We start from the raw sequence: 19,549 nt of genomic DNA on the forward strand, positions 1-19,549 counted from the left end.
ATCAGGCAATACTACAAGGTATTAAATCAGCATCTTTAGAAAAGTGCGATCTGCTCATTTAAAATACACCTGAGTACACAGCTAAAATTTTGTTGTACTAGCTGCCAGTAGAACAATAGTATCGCTCTCCTATTTTCCAAAGCTGAAGCGCAACTATTAGAAAGAGAATGCCTGCGATTGGTGAGATATAACAAAACCACAAAGGCACTAAAAAAGCATCTTCTTTTTCAAGTACTGCAAGCAAAGGAAAATAGCTGACGCAAGCAAGTGGTATCAAGAAAGTAAAGAATCGCTGAAACCACTTGTTATAAATCGAAAGTGGGTACTGAGCCGTTTCGACTCCTCCATAAGTGAGGATATTCATAATTTCGAGAGATTCAATAGTCCAGAAGGTGATGGTTGCTTGCATAATGACAATGCCAACAAAGAGTGCAACTCCACCAAAAAATGAAGTACCCAAAAGCCATAAAGTTTTAAAAGTTAAAGGAATCTGGAGTGATGAAAGTGACCACCACATAACAACAATTCCTTGAAATAATCTTCCGATTCGTTTCAAAGTAAACTCTTTACCTAAAAGTTGAATTGCTGTGGTGCGTGGACGAACAAGCAAACGGTCGAAGTCTCCACTTTTAATTATTGTTGTAAATGAGTCAAAGCCTTTTCCAAGGGCATCAGCACAGGCAAAAGAAATATTAATTATTCCATAAAATAGAGCAACTTCGTTTAAAGTCCACGTACCAATACTATTAAAACGACTAAAAAGTGCCCAGACTCCAAAAAATTCAACAGCAGTTCCTAAAAACTGCCCTATGACTTGCAGCCAGAAAGAAACTTTGTACTGCATTTGCGACTTGAAAGATACAGAAATATATCGAAGGTAAAGCGAAAAATCATTCATAGTTGCTTTGTAATTTTTATTTAAAATAAATTATCTAATATCAATTATGTATGCAAAATTATATAAGGAACGAACCGCATTCGCTTTAGCGTCTCGTTAGAGAAGGACACAAAGGAAGAAAGAAAATTTGGCGCAGCCTCACAAAGAAATGGTATAACCTATCTTCCTGCTTAAAAAATTACGAATTACGAACTTGTACTGAGCGTAGTCGTTGGCGTGGTAACAGAGCGTAGTCGTTCGCGCAGCGTCTCGTAGAGAAGTGCAGCCTCTCGTATAGAAGTATTACGAATTACGAATTATTTACTTATCCTCCTTGAATTACCAGCTTTCTAATGCCATATTTCACAAGAACACGCCCAAGAATAATAATGACAACTATCCAAAAAGTTTGATGCAGCAAAACATTAAACAGGGCGTTTGGTTGAAGATTACCAGTAAAAAGACGAAAAGGTTTGTCGATTAGTCCTGAAAAAGGAAGTGCATTCAAAAAAGGTTTGCTCCACTCAGGAAAAAGTGGTAAAGGAACAATCATGCCAGAGAAGATAGTAACAAGAGTAGGTAGAATACTATTAATTCCCTCGCCTGAAATTGTCCACATCATTGATACAGTCAGAAGCATAGTTAATGCAGACGAAAGTAAAATTGCGCCAATAAAAGAGATAAAAAAGGCAAAAAAAGAAGCCCAGGAGGGTGGAAAAGAAAGCGACCATTCATCAAGTCTCAAAAGGGGAAAAATAAAAATTGTGACACCAAGAAGCGGAATACTACGAAGTATCAAGGGCGTTGTGCGAAGTGCCAAAGCGCGAGTAAACCAAAAATTATAAAGGTCTGTGGGTCGAAGAAGATCGTATCCGACAGCACCAGTTCGGATGAGTTCTTGAATATCTCTATCACCTCCCCAAGGGACAATCGCCATCAAAAACGCCTGTCCCAGCCACACATATCCTACAGCTTGTTGAAAAGTGATAGGTTGAGTAGAGGTTGTATGAGTAAAGAATGCCTGTAAAACCATTACTTTCACTAACCCCCAGAAAAGCTGAGTTCCAACACCAGCCAAAGCAGCAGCACGGTATTGCAACAGTAGTGTAAATCTAGCAACAAATAGTGACCAATATGCTTTCATGGGATAATTCCGGCTGAAATTGCATAAAGTTCAGCAATTATCTCTTCAATGGGTGGATTTTCCACAAAAAGATCCTCTACTTCGTGTTGTGAGGTAACTTGGCTAATCAAAGATGCAGCAGAAAGCTTTGTGGGATCGAAGGCTAGAGTTACAGTGCGACCTTCTTTAGAGATAATACTGACTCCTTCTTCTTCAAAAAAGAAATCATCGTTTGCTAGGTCGATTCTTAAGTACCGACGCGAGGAAACTTGAGAACGCAGTGCTGCTAGAGTTCCATCACAAAGGATCTCACCTCCACCAATAATAATTATGCGATCGCACAATGCCTCGATATCATCCATATCATGAGTAGTTAGGATGGTGGTTACTTGATGAGTTTTATTCAGCGCTTTGATAAATTTTCTGACTGCAAGCTTGGAAACTGCATCAAGCCCAATGGTGGGTTCATCAAGAAAAAGAATTTCCGGTCTGTGAAGCATTGCGGCTGCAAAGTCACATCGCATCCTTTGACCAAGGCTTAACTGCCTCACTGGAGTGGAGAGAAAGCTTTCAAGACCAAGCAAATCAATCATTTCTTCACGTGTCTGACGATACTCTGATTGGGGAACGCGATAAATATCCCGCAGCAAATCGAAAGACTCAATCACTGGCAAATCCCACCAGAGTTGCGTTCTTTGACCAAACACTACACCGATGCGATTAACGTGCTTAATTCGATCTTTCCAAGGAGTTCGTCCGCCAATTAGGCATTTTCCACTAGAAGGTACGAGAATGCCGCTTAAAATTTTAATCGTGGTCGATTTACCAGCTCCATTTGGGCCAATGTATCCTACAAGTTCTCCCCGTTCCAGGGAAAACGAAACTCCTTTGAGGGCATAAACTTCTTTAGTTTTTCGCTGCACAAGCCCTCGTATTGAACCGAAAAGCCCAGAGGAACGTTCAGACACAAAGAAAGTCTTCCTGAGATTTTCGACCAGAATGTGAGACATATTTTGTGAGTCTGTTATTGCGAAGAAAGGCAGGGGTAGTGTTTCGACTACGCGGCAGTTGAGCGTAGTCGAAACTCAACAACCAGGCAGGAGGCAAAAAATGGGCTTGGCTGGATTAAGAATTGTCTGGGTAGACCTAGTTGGGCCGATAAATGTCGGCGCGATCGCTAGGGGAATGAAAAATTTCGAGATATATCATTTAATAATAAGTAAATTGCCAATGCAATCCCCATACCAAGAATCACCCTAGAAGTATCAGAAGAATTATCTCAACAACTAGCACAAGTAGGCGATCGCTTACCTGAACTACTTGCATTGAGTCTCCAACAACCAGCTGTACCAGCACAAGTTTACCGATATATCTTAGATTTTTTGGCTAGCAACCCCACTCCTGAACAAATTGCTGAATTTAGACCTACTCCCGAAATGCAAGAACGATTGCGTACCTTGTTAACACGCAGTAACACAGGTGAACTTACACCCACGGAGTTGAAAGAACTAGATGAGTATGAACGTATTGAACACTTAGTTGTGATGATTAAAGCAGGTAACTTCTAAATAGCGACGAACGACTAGTCCAACGGCAAAGATTGCGCTGAACTGTTCAGACCTGACGCAGGCATTCACTTACACAGCTAAAATGATTTCAGGGAAACTCTTCAGCAGAAACATAACGCTGAAAATTAGTCTGTAAGTACTGGTGCGATCGCAGGAGGCAAAAAATGGGCTTGGCTGGATTAAGAATTGTGTTGGTAGAACCAGCTGGGCCGATAAATATCGGCGCGATCGCCAGGGTAATGAAAAATTTCGGTCTATATAATTTAGTATTAGTGAACCCCCAATGCGATCCGCTTTCGACGGAAGCTTTGATGATGGCTGTTCACGCTCAGGAAATTATAGAATCTGCGGTAATAGTGGCAACCTTACCAGAAGCATTGCATGGATGTGTACGGGCGATCGCTACCACTGGTCGCGTTCGTAGTTTAGAAACACCTTTAGAAAATCCTCGCACTGCACTACCCTGGTTACTGGAGGAACCAGAAAAACCCACAGCCCTGATTTTTGGCAGAGAAGACCGGGGATTAAGCAATGAAGAATTAAATTATGCACAGCGGTTTGTTGGCATTCCCACAAGTCAAGATTATGTCGCCCTGAATTTGGCTACTGCTGTAGCAATTTGTTGTTATGAATTGTCACAATGTGCCCAAAAACTTGACATTCAAACCTTACCTCAAATTGAACTCGCGCCCTTGGATGTTGTGGAAGGATACTACCAGCAATTAGAATCAGTATTACTGAAAATTGGTTATGTATATCCCCATACGGCAGCTAGTCGTATGGGAAAATTTCGCCAATTGTATAATCGCGCTCACTTGAAAACTGGGGAGGTGGCCATGCTGCGAGGAATTTTGCAGCAGGTAGAATGGGCCCTGAAAAACCAGAAGGATAGTGAAAACTTGTAATTATTCGTTTAATATATACGCAATCATCCCCCCAAAATAATTAATATGGCTTAAACTAAACACAAAAATGCTACTTAGTGGCAAAGTGGAATTTGAGTATTAATATTGCTTAGAGATTAAGTTTGGGGTCAAGAGTCGGCAAGAAAACAGTCAAGTCGGTCACAAGGAGTAACGGTGTCAGAATCAAGTGGCGAACTAACAGCTTTCTCGCGGCGTCAACCCTTAAATCGCCGCCAGCAGCCACAAAAAGTTCAAAAAGTGGTCAAAAAGAGAGTTAAAGCTAACAGTCAGCAGCAAACTACAAATGGGCAAGAAGGGGTACTAACACGCCCAAAAAATCAAATTAGTCCTCCCCCGATCTCTGGCGCTACACGTAGGGTAAAATCGGGGTTAGTTATGCCAACGGCAGTAAAACCAATACCTAGTGTAAAGGGAAAAATTCCTCCCTTCCGACCGGGTGCTGTAATGGTTAAAACAGTGCGGATGGAAAAGCCAAAAACAGGCAGACGCTCATCGCGAAAAACCCAGTTAAAGCCAATGGCCAAAACCGTATTGTATGTTTTGCGGTTATTGATTGTGGGTATTGGGATGGGTGCAATTGTGGGCACTGTATTGTCAGTATTAGACCCAGCCAATCGCATCAGCACAAATTCGGCGTCGCAATCTAATAATAATGTTAATAATGTGGTGCGATCGCAGCCACAACCTACCCAAACTCCCCCAGCCGCAGCTTCGAGTCTATACCTGTCTCAAGAAATTACCTCTTTGAAAAATGCCGTGCAAAATTTGGCGGCTACTAACCCAAATCTCACACCTGGAATTTTCTTAGTAGATTTAGATACTGGTAATTATGTAGATGTCAATGGCTCTACCAGTTTTCCGGCGGCTAGCACGATTAAAGTGCCGATTTTGATTGCCTTTTTCCAGGATGTAGACGCGGGGAAGATTCGCCTAGATGAAATGCTGACCATGCAACAAGATATGGTAGCTGGCGGTTCGGGAAATCTGCAATACAAACCAGCGGGAACTCAGTACGCTGCTTTGGAAGTCGTCACTAAAATGATTACAATCAGCGACAACACGGCGACAAATATGCTGATTGCCCGATTGGGAGGAATAGACGCTTTAAACCAGCGTTTCCGTAGTTGGGGATTGACAGCCACAACAATTCGTAATCAACTCCCAGATTTGCAAGGGACAAACACTACTAACCCCAAAGAACTAGCGAATTTGATGGCGATTGTGAGTCAAGGAAACTTAGTCAGTATGCCATCACGCGATCTCATGCTTGATATCTTGCGTCGCACCCAAAGAGACACTCTGCTGCCATCAGGTTTGGGAACAGGTGCAAGAGCATACCACAAAACAGGTGATATCGGCACAATGTTGGCCGATACAGGTTTAATTGTTGTTCCAACTGGTAAGCGTTACATAGCCTCTGTCATGGTACAACGTCCAGTAAACGATCCTCGCGCCGAAAAATTGATTAGCTCAATTTCTCGTGCTGCCTACCAAGAGTTTAGCCAAAATCCTGTCACACCAAACACCACTACAAACACTCTACCCGCAAATGGTTATCAGCCCCAGGTTGCGAATCCTGCTTTACCTAACGGTACAACAGGCACTGCGCCCATGAGCATTTATCAGCCTCCTGTTGTTACTCCTGTACCTAACGGCATGGCAAGTACAGTACCCACAAACGGTTATCAGCCCCAAGTTGCGAATCCTCAATATTATCCTCAAAGATAATTTGTAATTCGTAATACTTTTCAAACAAGTGAAACTATTAGGTGATTTACAAGAATAAATATACCGATAGCGTTGGTTTCGACACTTCGACAGGCTCAGTGCATCGCTTCGCTCAACCAACTGATAGATCGAGAGTTGAGCGAAGTCGAAACTCGCCAACCAAAGTATTTTCTTTGTCGGAAATCACCTTAAGATTAGATGATATGATTAGGGTCTGAATTACCATTCAAATCTTAAGAGTTCCAATTCCTAATAGCTAGTTTTCAACATTAAACGCAATTTATTTTGAATATTTATAGTCAATTGAATTGTTCTAACAATGTCTCAATACTAGCATTGTGATCCAAAAAAGAAAATAAATGCCAGTAGCGCAGTTTTCCTTCTTTGTCTAATACAAACTGTGCTGGCAAAGGCGCTCCCAGCGCTTGTCCTGCTTGATATGTACGAAATACTCGACAACTAGGATCGCTCAATAGTGGCATTTGTAAGCCTAAATCTTTGACAACTATTTGACTCTGCCTTTCATCGGTACTAGTAATCATTAAAACTTCTATACCACGATTTTTAAATTGTTCGTAATTTTCATTCAAAGCTTTGATGTGCGGAAAACAAAAAGGGCAATATTGCTTTTCGGTAAAAATGCGAGTAAAGGCGAGTAACACTGGTTGTTTGCCTTTATAATCAGACAACTTTACTAAAGTTCCGTTGGTAATATCTGGCAGTTGAAAATCAGGTGTTCCCACTCCCAATCTGAGTTGATTGCTAGCTGGAACTGGTAAAAAATTGCGGAAGAATCGCTCATTTAATAAGCCACTAAAGTCAGTTGAAGTCAACATATTTTTAACCTTGATTATTTAAATATTATTTGATAAAAAACCACAGATATTTACGGAGGTTGACATTGTTTAATGTCTATCTCTGTTTATCTGTGGTTTTCATTGATTTTGCTTTCAACTCCAAAAGGCTGGATTAGAGTTTTTTAGCTAACTAAATTTAGACAGCAGAGAAGTAGACTTTAGACTTCACTGGGTCAGGATTCATGGTCTTGTCACCAGGTTGCCAACCAGCTGGGCAAACTTCGTCGGGGTGAGACTGAACATACTGAATTGCTTGTAATGTCCGCAGGGTTTCATCAACGCTACGACCAAAAGCTAGATTGTTAATGGTGGCGTGCTGTATGATACCATCTTTATCGATGATGAACAGACCACGCAAGGCAATGCCTGCTGCTGGGTCAAGAACGTTGTAAGCGGCGCTGATCTCTTTCTTGATGTCGGAGACTAGAGGATAATTCAGGTCGCCGACGCCACCAGACTTACGATCTGTTTGAATCCAAGCGAGGTGAGAGAATTCACTGTCAACGGAAGCCCCAAGGACTTCAGTATTGATTTTCTTGAATTCTTCGTAGCGATCGCTAAATGCTGTGATTTCAGTAGGACAAACAAAGGTAAAGTCTAGTGGGTAGAAAAACAGAACAACATACTTACCGCGATAATCGGAAAGTTTGATTGTCTTAAATTCCTGATCTACCACAGCCGTTGCTGCGAAATCGGGAGCTTGTTGACCAACGCGGAGGCTTCCTTCGGTTCCGTAAGTAAGGGACATTAACCTAATTCTCCTTTATCGGTTTAGTAGCGTTGGAATTTGGGTCAAGTAAAATTTACCCATCCACGCTCTCACAGTTTAATTACGATCTGTTACGACTATATCATACTCATAACGATTTTGAGTAGCAAATGCCTGATTTAGATACAAGAGAATGGTTGCTTACCAACGGCTTAGGAAGTTTTGCCAGCGGTACAATTTCTGATGTCCGCACGCGCGCTTATCATGGTTGGCTGTTTGCCGCCACAAACCCACCTTCTGGAAGGACTCTGCTGTTTTCGCACCTAGAAGCTAGCTTAGAAATATTAGGGAGCGTTGTGGCACTGGGGACAAATGTTTGGGGTAACGGTCAGATTGAGCGAACAGGCTACGAACAGCTACGCCGTTTTGATATTGACCCAGTTCCTAAATGGACTTGGGGTCAAGAGAACTGGCAATTAACCAGACAATTGGTGATGCCTTATGGTTTGGTGGGGACTGGGGACGAAGGGCGGGGGAGCAGGGGAGTAGGGGAGCAGGGGAGCAGGGGAGCAGGGGGGCAGGGGGGCAGGGGAGCAGGGGAGCAGGGGAGTAGGGGAGAGGTTGCAGAAAGTTTTTCCCCTCTGCCCCTCTGCCCCTCCGCCCCTCTGCCTCTTGTGCCCAATGCCCAATTTTGCCATCGAATTTTAATCCAGTATCGCTACGAGGGAACTGAAACAGCGATTTTACGGTTGCGACTGTTGATAGCAGAACGTGACTTTCACCACCAGCAGACTGCTAGTCAAGAATTACAGTTTTCACAATTGCTAGGGGAACAGCAAGTCTGTCTGCAAGCAATTAATTCTGGTCGCTTCGGCATACCTTGGCACTTGCGCTGGACACAAGGAAATTATCAACCAGATGCAGTTTGGTATTGGGATTATAGATTGTCTGAGGAGACAAAACGGGGATTAGGCGACAAAGAAGACCTCCACAGTCCTGGTTACTTGATAGTCACACTTCAACCAGGAGATACGGTGACTTTAGAAGCACGAGTCGGTTTCCCCGACTCAGTGCCAGGTGTTCTCACCGTCAAAACCTTTGCAGAAGCTGTGGAGGCAGAGCAAGAAAGGCTCTCACAGATTTTTGGATGGAGAGATTCAGTCAGAGGGGCAGGGGGGCAGGGGAGCAAGGGAGACAAGGAGGAATTATTGAAAATCTCTCCCAAGTCTCCCCCTTCTTTCTTGTCTCCTTTGTCTCTTCTCCATGCCCAATGCCCAATGCCCAATGCCCACTCCCTAATCTGGCAACAACTACTCAAAGCCAGCGATCAGTTTATCGTCTATCGTGCCTCAGTTGCAGGCCCTACGGTCATTGCTGGTTATCATTGGTTTAATGATTGGGGACGCGATACATTAATCGCTTTACCAGGGTTGGCACTAGTTCCACAGCGCTTTGACCTAGCAAAAGGAGTATTGCGAACTTTTGGGCATTATTGTCGCCACGGTTTAATTGCGAATGCATTTCCCGATCTCAATGGCGAACCAATTTATAACAGTATTGATGCGGCATTGTGGTGGATTGAAACTTTAGGACTTTATTTAGAAGCTAGCCAAGACTGGGATTTTTTGGCAGAGCAATTCCCTGTAGTACAGCAAATCTATAAAGCATTTGTCGGTGGTACACATTTCAATATCCAGGTCGATGCTACCGATGGGCTAGTTAGTTGGGATGCTCGTGGTGTAGCTCTCACCTGGATGGATGTGGTAATTGGCGCACACCCTGTTACACCCCGTTACGGGAAGCCGGTGGAAATCAATGCGCTGTGGTATTCTGCTTTATGTTGGCTGAGTCAGTGGGCAGAGCGTTTGAGCCAAATGGAATATGGCTCACCAGTGCGTCTCACTAAGCAAGCACAGCGTTATGCTAACCAAGCACAACACGTGAAAACCTCACTGCAAAAATTCTGGAATCCTCAGTTAGGTTATCTGTACGATACTATTGAGCCGGACGATCGCCGGAATTTTCAAATTCGTCCGAATGCTGTTTTGGCGCTGTCGCTACACCATTGTGGGTTTTCCGAACAGCAAGGGTGTCAGATATTAGATTTGGCAACTACCAGCTTGCTCACACCTTATGGTCTTCGTAGCCTCGATCCAGGAGATCCAGAATACAAAGGAAAATATGAGGGCAATCAACAACAACGCGATCGCGCTTATCATCAAGGCACTGTTTGGACTTGGCTAATTGGGCCGTATATTCGGGCTTGGCAACGTTTTTATCCACAACAATCGCTACCTTTTGATTGGCAACCCTTGCTAGATCACTTTTTCTTTGACGCTTGTCTTGGTTCTATTTCTGAGATTTTTGATGGCGATTCACCTCACACACCCAGAGGAGCGATCGCTCAAGCTTGGTCAGTTGCCGAAGTAATCCGCCACATTAACATTAAATAGTTATAGGGATACAGATGGTCTTGGATAATTATTCTTGATTAATATACGTTCAAGAATTAATGTTTGCTAGTTTTAACCTACAAAACTACTACTATACAAGATTTTTATTAATTTATCTGAATTATCCAAAAGTGACTAGATTTTCGATGATTTCACCAATTGAGGCTGCAAAACCAAAGATGTTTATTTTCTTCTGTGAGAAAATATTTGATGATAAAATTTCAGGAATGAGATGTAGTATTATTTATAGCAGCAATGTATTTCAGGCTTAATTTAGATACTGCTACAGGATGGATGATTGACAGCGCAATTACTATTAATAAAGCTGATTTTACATTTACTTATTATAAAACACATCATATCTTAATGCTAAATAAGCCTAAAGAAGTATAGATATAAATTGAGAAATCAATTAATAAAATAAAGTACAAAAAATCAAGTCCACGTAGGAAGAATTGTAAATAAAGTGACTCAAACTAATAACAAGACTAACCTTCAAGAGGAAACAGATTTAGGGACTTTTATTGCTCAGGCTACTGCTACAGATAAATGGCAAGTATTGTCGTATAGTGCCCCAATCCTACCTATACATGCCGCTCTACTTCGTACTGGTAAGATATTCTTTTTCTGTGGCTCAGGTAACGATTCAACTCGGTTAAATACTCCCTATGACAGTGTGGTCTGGGATGTCAACAAGGGAACCTTTACCCGGCAAGCGCCTCCATTGGATAGTAACAATCAACCTATGGATCTTTTTTGCGCTGGTCACTCCTTCCGCCCTGATGGTCTGTTACTGGTTGCAGGTGGAACTTTGCGCTATGACCCATTTTATGGTTCACCCTATGCTCTGATGTTTGATCCCATTGCTGAGAAATGGGTCAAGATACTATCAATGAATAATGGTCGCTGGTATCCTACTGTGTTAACACTAGGCAGCGGTCGAGTCTTAGCAGTGTCTGGGCCGGATAAAGATGGCAAGCTCAATATACAACCAGAAATTTATTCTGCTTTCTTTCCAAATGGTTGGAACGCTTTTCCAACAACTAGTGCCTTACCCCCATACGCCCATCTGTTTCTACTAAGTAGTGGAAAAATTTTTTATTCAGGTGCTCAGATGGGTCCCACTCAAGTGACACCAAGGATATTAACCCTACCAGAGGCATTTACACAATCCATTACAGAAACAGTGGTGACAGGGCTGCAAGACATAGCTTTTGGCGATCAAGCTGCCAGTCTGCTTTTACCACCTGCACAAGATCAAAAGGTGATGATTCTCGGTGGGGGTAGTGGTAAGACAGCAACAAAGAGGGTAAATATTGTCGATTTAAAAGCTAGTAATCCAACTTACGTAGCAGCAAAGCCTTTAAACTATGCCCGGATGCATCACAGCGCAGTTATATTGCCCGATCGCACAGTGTTTGTTTGCAATGGTAGCCAAATGAATGAGGACACAACAAAATCAATGCTGCCAGCAGAAATCTACAATCCAGCTACAAATACCTGGACAGTAGTAGCGAAACAAACTGTCCCCCGCGTATATCACTCGGTGGCCTTGCTGTTACCAGATGGTAGGGTCATCGCCGCTGGGGGAAACCCTCAACGGACGGTCAATGAACTGCGATTAGAAATCTACAGTCCTGCGTATATGTCGCGATCGCGTCCAGTTATTCAGAGCGCTCCTCAAATATTGACCTATCGGCAGGAATTTACGATTCAGACACCCCAGGCTGCGAATATTAAATGGGTTAGTTTTATTAGACCAATGGCAAGTACCCATTCCTGCGATACAGAACAAAGGTTAGTGGATGCACCCATTATTTCTAGAAACGCTACTTCTCTTAGGGTCACGGTCATAAACAATCGAAACATCGCACCCCCAGGCTGGTACATGCTTTTTATTAGTGACAACAATGGAACACCCTCAGTAGCAACCTGGGCGCAAATATATTAGAGGATGTTTGAAAAGGGTTTGCTTGAGCCTCAAGTGCTACTCAGGAGCGCGATCTTAAATCCCAAAACTCCGATTCTCTCGTAGCAGTTTCTCGGTAGCCAGGGTAGTGAAACATACGCTTGAGGACTTTTCAAACAACCTCTTAGCCTTATCTGTTTATGTTCACACTGCTGCCTAATAAAAGTCATCAATTCTAGGAAGAAAGATATGAATTACAAGGTATCACGTCGACGGTTTGGACAGTTGGCCCTTGCTGGAACTGTAGTATCTGGACTTAGTTATCTAACCAAGAAAGCCTTGGCAGAAACACCAAGTTTAAATATTGTAGGTATAGGTTCTAGCCCGCTCGTTAATACTGACCAAACGGTTATTACAGAGGTACACACCACTGAATTAGTAGAGAATACTGCCCTCAACAGTGTAAGCACAGATATTAAGCCTGTAGGACTAATTTTGCAATCTTTAATGACAGGAAAGGCTCAGGTACTTACGGGTAAAAGTACACCTCTATTAGAGCCTAATGAGATATTGAGTGGTTTTACCTCTTTAAGCGATGGCACACTTGTTGTAGCCATTACTCCGGTTGCGATTAGTCGGAGACAGCCGACACCTACTCGCATTACATTTTTGGGTACGCCTGTAAAAAGTTTGATAGTCTCAGGACTTAAACCAAATCAACAGCTTGGGAGCTTGCTAGGTACTAATGATGGGCGACTCATTGGTCTAGTAGGAAAGAAGAATGGTACACCACCGATTAGATTGGTAGATATTAATCTTCAAACAGGAGAGATCAGTTCTATTAGTAAGATTAAATTCCTGGACGATGAGCGGGTCAGCAATCTAGCTGAGTGCCCAGATGGAATACTTTATACCTCTATAGTTGGTGCGTATGGTGAGACAACTCTGGTGCAGCTAGAGCCAAATCAAAAAAAGCCCATCCGACTAGGACAATTGAAAGTTAATGGTCAAGCATGGAATAATGGCTTACAAAGCTTAGTTTGCTCTACAACAGGTCAACTCCTCGCCTTGGGAGCGATGAGATATGAGACACCTAATGCTGTGTTTATTGTTGATAAGAAGAGCGGAAATATGACTCGGCTACAAGACTTTGATACTGCTCAGATTACGCGTACTCGTGCTTAGAAGGAATTGATCTGATATCTCTTGCAAAAAAACTGCCTAGCCCTCATCTTTGCTTGAGGGCTTTTTATTGGCATTGATTGGTACAGCTTATTATTAAGAATATTTTTGACTTATTTTCTAATTAGTTACCCCTGGAAATTCTGATTGATACAGAAGAGCAGTAACTCAAACAAATTTATAATAATTTTGAGAGATAGCTTATATCAGGAAAGGTTGCCGATGTTCAAAACTTACTCATTAGATTCTCCTTTGGAGTACACCGATCGCCTTTTCGATAGCTAAGAATCTAATGAGAGAGCGTGTTAGCATAGCTAACCGGAGGTATCCTTAATAGTTAATTACTACGGAAATTTCTCTTGCGTTGTTTGTGTCTAGCGACTTCTTTGCGCTTGTGTTTTTCCAAAGGCGTTTCAAAGTGACGATTCTTTCTCATGTCTGGAAAAATACCTGCTTTGGAAACTTCCCTCTTAAATCGACGTAAAGCTGACTCAATTCCTTCATTTTCGCCCACAAATACTTGGGTCATTTATCATCTCCTACTTAATTGGTACTGGGCAATTTAAGCCATCCAGTAGACCGGAGCGCAAAAAGGGCAGATAATGATTCTGCCCTTTAGACGTTAAAACTTAATTTTTGATCTTAAAGCTTAGTAGCGTGATCTATTGTATCCACCACCACCACCACCGCGGCGATCGCCACCACCAAAAGAACCACCTCTATCTTCTTTTGGTTTAGCCTTATTGACTTTGAGGTCGCGTCCCATCCACTCAGCTCCATCAAGAGCGTCAATGGCAGCTGTTTCTTCAGCTTCTGTGCCCATCTCTACAAAGGCAAAGCCGCGTGGACGCCCTGTTTCACGGTCAGTAGGTAACTGAACCCGCTTTACAGTACCGTGTTCGGCAAACACAGAATTGAGGTCATCTTGTGTGACCTCGTAGGATAGATTACCTACATAAATTGACATGCATCATCTCCAAAATCATAGGTGTGTAGAGATTTAGATTTCGGAGGCAAGCTTGTTAAGACCAAAAGGGAAAAGCCTGTCAATACTAAAAACAAAGAATGTAACCGAATTTTATTCTCACTTGATTATCTTAGCACATCATTGAGTTCTTACCCACCGTAACTCAAGATTGGGGGTTGGAGATTGGGCACAAGAGGCAGAATTGTAAAGGGTAGAGAGGAAAAACTTACTGCAACTTCTCCCCTGTTTTTGCACTCACTCATCTCTTTCAGTACTCAGTCTCCTCATAATATTGATTAGCAGAAATCCCCCAAATAATTGCAAAATAAATGCAGTTCGTCATTGTTACTAATTGGAAATGCCGACTACACTTGTTGACGCACAAAATTTACTTTCTGACCTGATCGCTCGCTACTCTAAGCGTGTAGATTATCTAATGATTCGCCTTGAAGAAGCAGAAGGGACTGATATCTTGTTGCGTGGCGACAAGGTAGAAACTCTCAGTGAAGGCATCTCCATTGGCGGACATATTCGCGCTTGTTATAAAGGCGGATGGGGGTTGAGCTGCTTTAACCAGCTGGCAACAATCGAGGATCGCATAGAAGAAGCGATCGCAGCTGCGCGGATGGTTGGTGATGAAGAAACTTTGCTTGCACCCATTGACCCGGTGCAAGCAATATGCATTCTACCTCTAAAAGGTACTGACCCCCGAAACATCCCACTCTCGCAAAAAAAACAATTGTGCGATCGCTATACCCAATTGCTTAAAAGCGTAGATCGCCGAATTACGACTACCTCGGTGCGTTACGGTGACAGCGCCCAAAAAGTAATTATTGCTACTTCAGAAGGTACTTTGATCGAGCAATCTTGGGTGGATATGGAAATGCGCTTTGCCGCCACCGCCAGAAATGGCGAAACCGTACAAACTGGACGGGAAACTACTGGTTCTCGCAAAGCTTACGAAGATTTAACTAGTTTGGATGAACAGGTACAAGGTGCTGCTCAAAGAGCGATCGCTGCTTTATCTCTACCACCGGTCAAAGGCAATACTTACACTGTAGTCATTGACCCAATTCTCACGGGTTTATTCGTCCACGAAGCCTTCGGACATCTTTCTGAGGCTGATATGGCTTACGAAAACCCCGATCTGCTGGAAGTGATGACCATCGGACGGCGGTTTGGCCCAGAAGAACTGCAAATTTTTGATGGTGCGGCTCCAGAAGGACATCGCGGTAGCTATTTTTACGACGATGAAGGCACACCTGCCACTACTACTCAACTAATTAAAGATGGAGTTTTAGTGGGACGTTTACATTCTCGTGAAACTGCTGGCAAATTGGAGGAAGCGCCTACGGGTAACGCCCGCTGTCTTAACTATCACTTTGCTCCCATTGTGCGGATGACAAATACCTGGATTGAACGGGGTAAAACACCAGTTGCAGACTTATTCACCGATATCAAAGAAGGAGTTTATGCCCGTAATTGGTTGGGTGGGATGACGAATGGGGAAATGTTTACCTTTAGTGCTGGGGAAGCGTGGATGATTAGGAACGGCAAAATTGCTGAACCTGTGCGAGATGTGACACTTTCGGGAAATGTATTCCAAACTTTAGCGGATATTGAGGCACTTGGTGATGATTTTTATTGGGATGAATCTGGCGGTTGTGGTAAGGGAGGTCAAAATGGCTTGTCAGTGGGTTGTGGTGGCCCTAGCCTGCGAATTCGAGATGTAGTGGTTGGTGGGGAAACATGAACTATCCGCCTTGATATCCTCACCGACCTAAAGGCGCTCTTAAGAAGGAGTAATGAGTAACAAGTAATAAGTAATGAGTAAATACCCATTTTTCATCCACTATGAAACTCATTACTCCTTACTCATTACTTTAAAGCATTGCGTGAAGCCTTATGATTCAGACCCAAATATGTGGTGATACCGAAAATACTAAGTATCGCAGTGGACTTATGCTTGACCAATGACCAATGACTTCAAATAAGGAGTTTCCGGCTTCGTCTTGAATCGATGCTAAATAATCTTTTAACATCGAGAAACGAAAAATACTCCAGTCATCTTCAGTCGTAGGAATCGTAGTCTGCAAAAGAATACGAATTGGTTTTGCCATAACCTCTGCCAGATGAACACCACAATTGAGTATAGCGATCGCTTTGCACTAATGCTTGAATTTTTAAGGCGAGCAACATCCATCTCAAGTATGAAATTAACTCATAACTCTAGGTAGTAGCGCCAATAAATAAGAATAGCTAATCTAGGTAAAGTTGATTCAATATCCACTCTTGTTTGATTCACTACACTAATCCTCCGTAGCGCGTGCTGAGGATATTCTGTCTGCATAGTCCCAAATTATTCGTAATTGATAATTACGCTTGCGGACTCGCCATTGCTGTACTAGCGTAATTCTTAATTTAAAGACTGTTTCATACTCTTATTTAAACCCAAACTGAAACAAAGCTACCTACATATAAATAAAGGCGAATCACACTCAAAAATTACGAATTACGAATTACGAATTATTTAAACGTTCCTTAGCACAGCGACAGATATGAAAGCAGATCAACTTCTGAAAAACTATGCCGCAGGTGTCAGAGACTTTACTGGCGTCAACTTGAGCGAGGTCAATTTAAGAGAAGCCAATCTCAGTGGTGTAATTTTAGATCGAGCAATTTTAGATGGAGCTAATCTGAGTCACGCTAATTTAGCCCACGCCAGTTTGATTGAGGCAGACTTAAATGGGGCAGATTTGAGCAATGCGGATCTCAGTGGTAGCAACTTAAGCGGAGCAATTTTGGATGGAGCTATCTTGGATGGAGCAGCAATGGAAGGAGCTAATTTGAGTCAGGCTGATTTGACGGTTGCGAAATTGATTGAAACTAACTTGAGTGAAGCGGATTTGCAGGAAGCAAACTTGATAGCGGCGAATCTCGATGGAGCGGATTTAAGTGGCGCAGACTTAACTGTAGCTGACTTATCCCAGGCAAATCTCACTCAAGCAGATTTGAGCCAGACAAATTTGAGTGGAGCAAATTTGGATGGAGCCAATATAGAAGGAACTATTTTGGATGAGCATCTTTAATCTCATTTTCTTACAGAGCAAGGGTTCTGGGTTGCTGACTCAATACATTAACCAAAACAGTACCTCGGAACACCGAGATTAAAACTCGAAACTTGAGCTTCATTTTATGTTTGTTTGATTACTTAATTAAACCCGGAGAATCTCACACGCCAGATGCTCTACTTGGGGAGAGGCTAGCGCCAAGGGAGAAGACCGTGCTGGTTCTCTTAATCTCCTGTCCGCAGAGCAGACGCGACAGCTTAGGGATCTGCGGGTTATAGTGTCGAAACTCGGTTTATTGGTACTTTATTTTCACGCAAGTCCCTTACACACAAATTTTTTAGAGTTGCAATGCCATTGTTTCGACTGACAATGCGATTGTTTTGACTGACAATGCCATTGAGATGAGAACTTAGAATGTTGCACAAGAGTCTATAACTTGTGTGTACACACGATCTGCTTCTCAGAAAAAGTCAGGTGGATATATTTTCTATACACAAGGATATTACCGTGAAAAAGTTTGCTACAAGTAGTGTTATTTACGATTGTCATAATTAAAACAATTGACTCTCAACTATCAATGGTGAACTCTACCCTCGTCGTCACGCTCTATGTCAACCCTATGACAGGGAATGATAGCAATACTGGTTCACGGTTGAGTCCATTTAAAAGCCTCACCCGTGCTTTAAAAGTAACCAAAATCCTGACGATAATTCATCTGGAGTCGGGGACTTATAACGCTGCTAGTGGCGAGGTATTTCCACTAATCGTCCCTGGAGGGGTGACAGTGGTGGGTAATGAAGCTAACAAAGGTGCAGGGATTGTAATTTCCGGGAGTGGTGAGTATCAAAGTCCCAGTTTTGGTATACAAAATATTACGCTGCTCTTGGTAGATAATGCCAATCTTTTAGGTGTAACTGTCACTAATCCCTCAGCCAAAGGTGCTGGTATCTGGATTGAATCGGCTGCACCTACTTTAAGTAACAATACTCTGAGCAACTGTGGGCGGGAAGGTGTGTTTACCACTGGGACTGCCAAACCCGCAATTTTAGATAACGTATTTGTGCAAAATACTGCTAGCGGGTTAGTAATGGCAGGTCATAGCCAGGGAGAGGTGCGGCGGAATGTCTTTCAAAAAAACCCTTTAGGCATAGCAATTAGTGATTTTGCTGCTCCAACGATCGCCAATAACAAATTATCAGAAAATCGCACGGCGATCGCACTTTCTCGCAATGCCCAACCTGTGCTACGTCAAAATCTGATTGCGAAAAATACCCAAGGTGGTTTATTAGTCAATGGCAATGCAGTCCCAGATTTAGGTAATAGCGAAGATCCAGGTGATAATATTTTTCGGGAGCATAGTGAATTTGATTTATATAATGCCACTACACAAAAGCTAGTTTCCGTAGGTAATCAATTAAATCTGTCTCTAGTCAAGGGCTTGGTAGAATTACTCCCAAACAATCGAGTAACGGTTAACACCAGTCCCTCTGATAGCTCGACAGATCAAAAACCCCTCTTGTCCCCTTGTCCCCTTGTCCCCTTGTCTCCCCCTCCCGCCTCTCCCGAACTAGATGGACATTGGGCAGAACCATTTATTCAGGCATTAGCGAGGATGGATTTAACTCATGCTTTTGCCGATGGTAGCTACCAGCCAGATAAACCGATGACTCGCGCCCAATATGCAGCTTTGGTGGCGATCGCTTTTAACCCATTTCCCAAAATCCCATATCCTGATTTTACGGATGTACCCAAGGATTTTTGGGCTTATAGCGCTATTCAAATCGCGGCTAGCGGTGGCTTTGTTGGTGGATTTAGCGATCGCACTTTCCGCCCCGATCAAAGTGTGCAGCGGCTACAGGTGATTGTCTCCCTAGTAAACGGACTGGGACTACCAGCTGTTGATTGTGATGTTTTAGAAATATATAGCGATCGTCATACCATTCCCGACTACGCCCAAACAGCCGTTGCCACTGCTACACAACAAGGAATAGTTGTCAACTATCCAGATCCGAAAGTGCTTGCACCTTTACGTTTGGCAACATACGCCGAAGTTGCAGCGATGGTTTATCAAGCATTAGTCGCCATTGGGCGAACATCTGCGATTAAATCAGTCTATGTAGGGTTGCATTCTAGAAGTTGACAAGTAGAATAAGGAACACTGCCTATTGGCTTGACAACT

General features: G+C 42.9%; 18 protein-coding genes. 10 read left to right on the forward strand and 8 right to left on the reverse strand.

Annotation, left to right across the window (positions count from 1 at the left end; all coding sequences use genetic code 11):
- Window positions 1-97 precede the first annotated feature (97 nt).
- The 3 genes from RMX69_RS20310 to RMX69_RS20320 form a co-directional block, all read right to left on the reverse strand.
- Window positions 98-844, reverse strand: coding sequence for an ABC transporter permease (locus RMX69_RS20310; protein ID WP_322638525.1), 747 nt, complete (start codon window positions 842-844; stop codon window positions 98-100).
- Window positions 845-1,202: 358 nt separating this feature from the next.
- Entirely contained in the window at window positions 1,203-2,021 is an 819-nt protein-coding gene (locus RMX69_RS20315) for an ABC transporter permease (protein ID WP_289799050.1), read from the reverse strand.
- Complete coding sequence (locus RMX69_RS20320) at window positions 2,018-2,968, reverse strand: ABC transporter ATP-binding protein (RefSeq protein ID WP_322638526.1); 951 nt, start codon at window positions 2,966-2,968, stop codon at window positions 2,018-2,020. Before RMX69_RS20320 ends, RMX69_RS20315 begins: the two co-directional genes overlap by 4 nt.
- A gap of 100 nt (window positions 2,969-3,068) precedes the next feature.
- Here RMX69_RS20320 and RMX69_RS20325 point away from each other — a divergent pair, with 100 nt between their 5' ends.
- The 4 genes from RMX69_RS20325 (at window position 3,069) to RMX69_RS20340 (ending at window position 6,222) form a co-directional block, all read left to right on the forward strand.
- Window positions 3,069-3,260 carry a hypothetical protein gene (locus RMX69_RS20325; protein ID WP_322638527.1) on the forward strand — a complete coding sequence of 64 codons (192 nt, stop codon included), beginning with the start codon at window positions 3,069-3,071 and terminating at the stop codon, window positions 3,258-3,260.
- Window positions 3,261-3,325: 65 nt separating this feature from the next.
- Window positions 3,326-3,568, forward strand: a complete 243-nt coding sequence (locus tag RMX69_RS20330) for a hypothetical protein (protein ID WP_289799053.1) — start codon at window positions 3,326-3,328, stop codon at window positions 3,566-3,568.
- A gap of 164 nt (window positions 3,569-3,732) precedes the next feature.
- Window positions 3,733-4,473, forward strand: coding sequence for an RNA methyltransferase (locus RMX69_RS20335; protein ID WP_322638528.1), 741 nt, complete (start codon window positions 3,733-3,735; stop codon window positions 4,471-4,473).
- Between the two features lie 174 nt (window positions 4,474-4,647).
- Window positions 4,648-6,222, forward strand: a complete 1,575-nt coding sequence (locus RMX69_RS20340; protein ID WP_322638529.1) for a serine hydrolase — start codon at window positions 4,648-4,650, stop codon at window positions 6,220-6,222.
- A gap of 299 nt (window positions 6,223-6,521) precedes the next feature.
- Here RMX69_RS20340 and RMX69_RS20345 read toward each other — a convergent pair whose 3' ends face one another.
- Window positions 6,522-7,058 carry a peroxiredoxin family protein gene (locus RMX69_RS20345; RefSeq protein WP_289799056.1) on the reverse strand — a complete coding sequence of 179 codons (537 nt, stop codon included), beginning with the start codon at window positions 7,056-7,058 and terminating at the stop codon, window positions 6,522-6,524.
- Between the two features lie 157 nt (window positions 7,059-7,215).
- On the reverse strand, window positions 7,216-7,827 hold the full coding sequence (locus tag RMX69_RS20350) for a peroxiredoxin (protein WP_289799057.1): 612 nt from the start codon (window positions 7,825-7,827) through the stop codon (window positions 7,216-7,218).
- 131 nt (window positions 7,828-7,958) lie between these two features.
- Here RMX69_RS20350 and RMX69_RS20355 point away from each other — a divergent pair, with 131 nt between their 5' ends.
- From RMX69_RS20355 to RMX69_RS20365, 3 genes are all read left to right on the forward strand, one after another.
- On the forward strand, window positions 7,959-10,241 hold the full coding sequence (locus RMX69_RS20355) for an amylo-alpha-1,6-glucosidase (RefSeq protein WP_322638530.1): 2,283 nt from the start codon (window positions 7,959-7,961) through the stop codon (window positions 10,239-10,241).
- Between the two features lie 466 nt (window positions 10,242-10,707).
- On the forward strand, window positions 10,708-12,192 hold the full coding sequence (locus tag RMX69_RS20360) for a galactose oxidase-like domain-containing protein (RefSeq protein WP_289799058.1): 1,485 nt from the start codon (window positions 10,708-10,710) through the stop codon (window positions 12,190-12,192).
- Window positions 12,193-12,399: 207 nt separating this feature from the next.
- Window positions 12,400-13,335, forward strand: a complete 936-nt coding sequence (locus tag RMX69_RS20365) for a hypothetical protein (protein WP_322638531.1) — start codon at window positions 12,400-12,402, stop codon at window positions 13,333-13,335.
- A 334-nt stretch (window positions 13,336-13,669) separates the two neighbouring features.
- Here the strand turns inward: RMX69_RS20365 and rpsU are convergent, their stop codons facing one another.
- On the reverse strand, window positions 13,670-13,861 hold the full coding sequence (gene rpsU, locus RMX69_RS20370; protein WP_289799060.1) for a 30S ribosomal protein S21: 192 nt from the start codon (window positions 13,859-13,861) through the stop codon (window positions 13,670-13,672).
- A 120-nt stretch (window positions 13,862-13,981) separates the two neighbouring features.
- Entirely contained in the window at window positions 13,982-14,299 is a 318-nt protein-coding gene (locus RMX69_RS20375) for an RNA recognition motif domain-containing protein (protein ID WP_194042424.1), read from the reverse strand.
- Between the two features lie 358 nt (window positions 14,300-14,657).
- Between RMX69_RS20375 and RMX69_RS20380 the strand changes: the two genes are divergently transcribed.
- On the forward strand, window positions 14,658-16,052 hold the full coding sequence (locus RMX69_RS20380) for a TldD/PmbA family protein (RefSeq protein ID WP_322638532.1): 1,395 nt from the start codon (window positions 14,658-14,660) through the stop codon (window positions 16,050-16,052).
- Between the two features lie 157 nt (window positions 16,053-16,209).
- On the opposite strand, the gene RMX69_RS20385 is transcribed toward RMX69_RS20380, so the two are convergent.
- A complete protein-coding gene (locus RMX69_RS20385) occupies window positions 16,210-16,419 on the reverse strand; it encodes a hypothetical protein (RefSeq protein ID WP_289800155.1) in 210 nt (69 codons plus the stop codon).
- A 438-nt stretch (window positions 16,420-16,857) separates the two neighbouring features.
- Here RMX69_RS20385 and RMX69_RS20390 point away from each other — a divergent pair, with 438 nt between their 5' ends.
- Both RMX69_RS20390 and RMX69_RS20395 read left to right on the forward strand, forming a co-directional pair.
- The gene (locus RMX69_RS20390; protein ID WP_322638533.1) at window positions 16,858-17,388 is read left to right on the forward strand and encodes a pentapeptide repeat-containing protein; all 531 of its coding nucleotides are present in this window, start codon (window positions 16,858-16,860) and stop codon (window positions 17,386-17,388) included.
- 559 nt (window positions 17,389-17,947) lie between these two features.
- Window positions 17,948-19,510, forward strand: coding sequence for a DUF1565 domain-containing protein (locus RMX69_RS20395; protein ID WP_322638534.1), 1,563 nt, complete (start codon window positions 17,948-17,950; stop codon window positions 19,508-19,510).
- The last annotated feature ends 39 nt before the right edge of the window (window positions 19,511-19,549 follow it).

The sequence above is a fragment of the Nostoc sp. EspVER01 genome, from assembly GCF_034530635.1.
In the GTDB taxonomy this organism is placed as follows: Bacteria; Cyanobacteriota; Cyanobacteriia; order Cyanobacteriales; family Nostocaceae; genus Nostoc.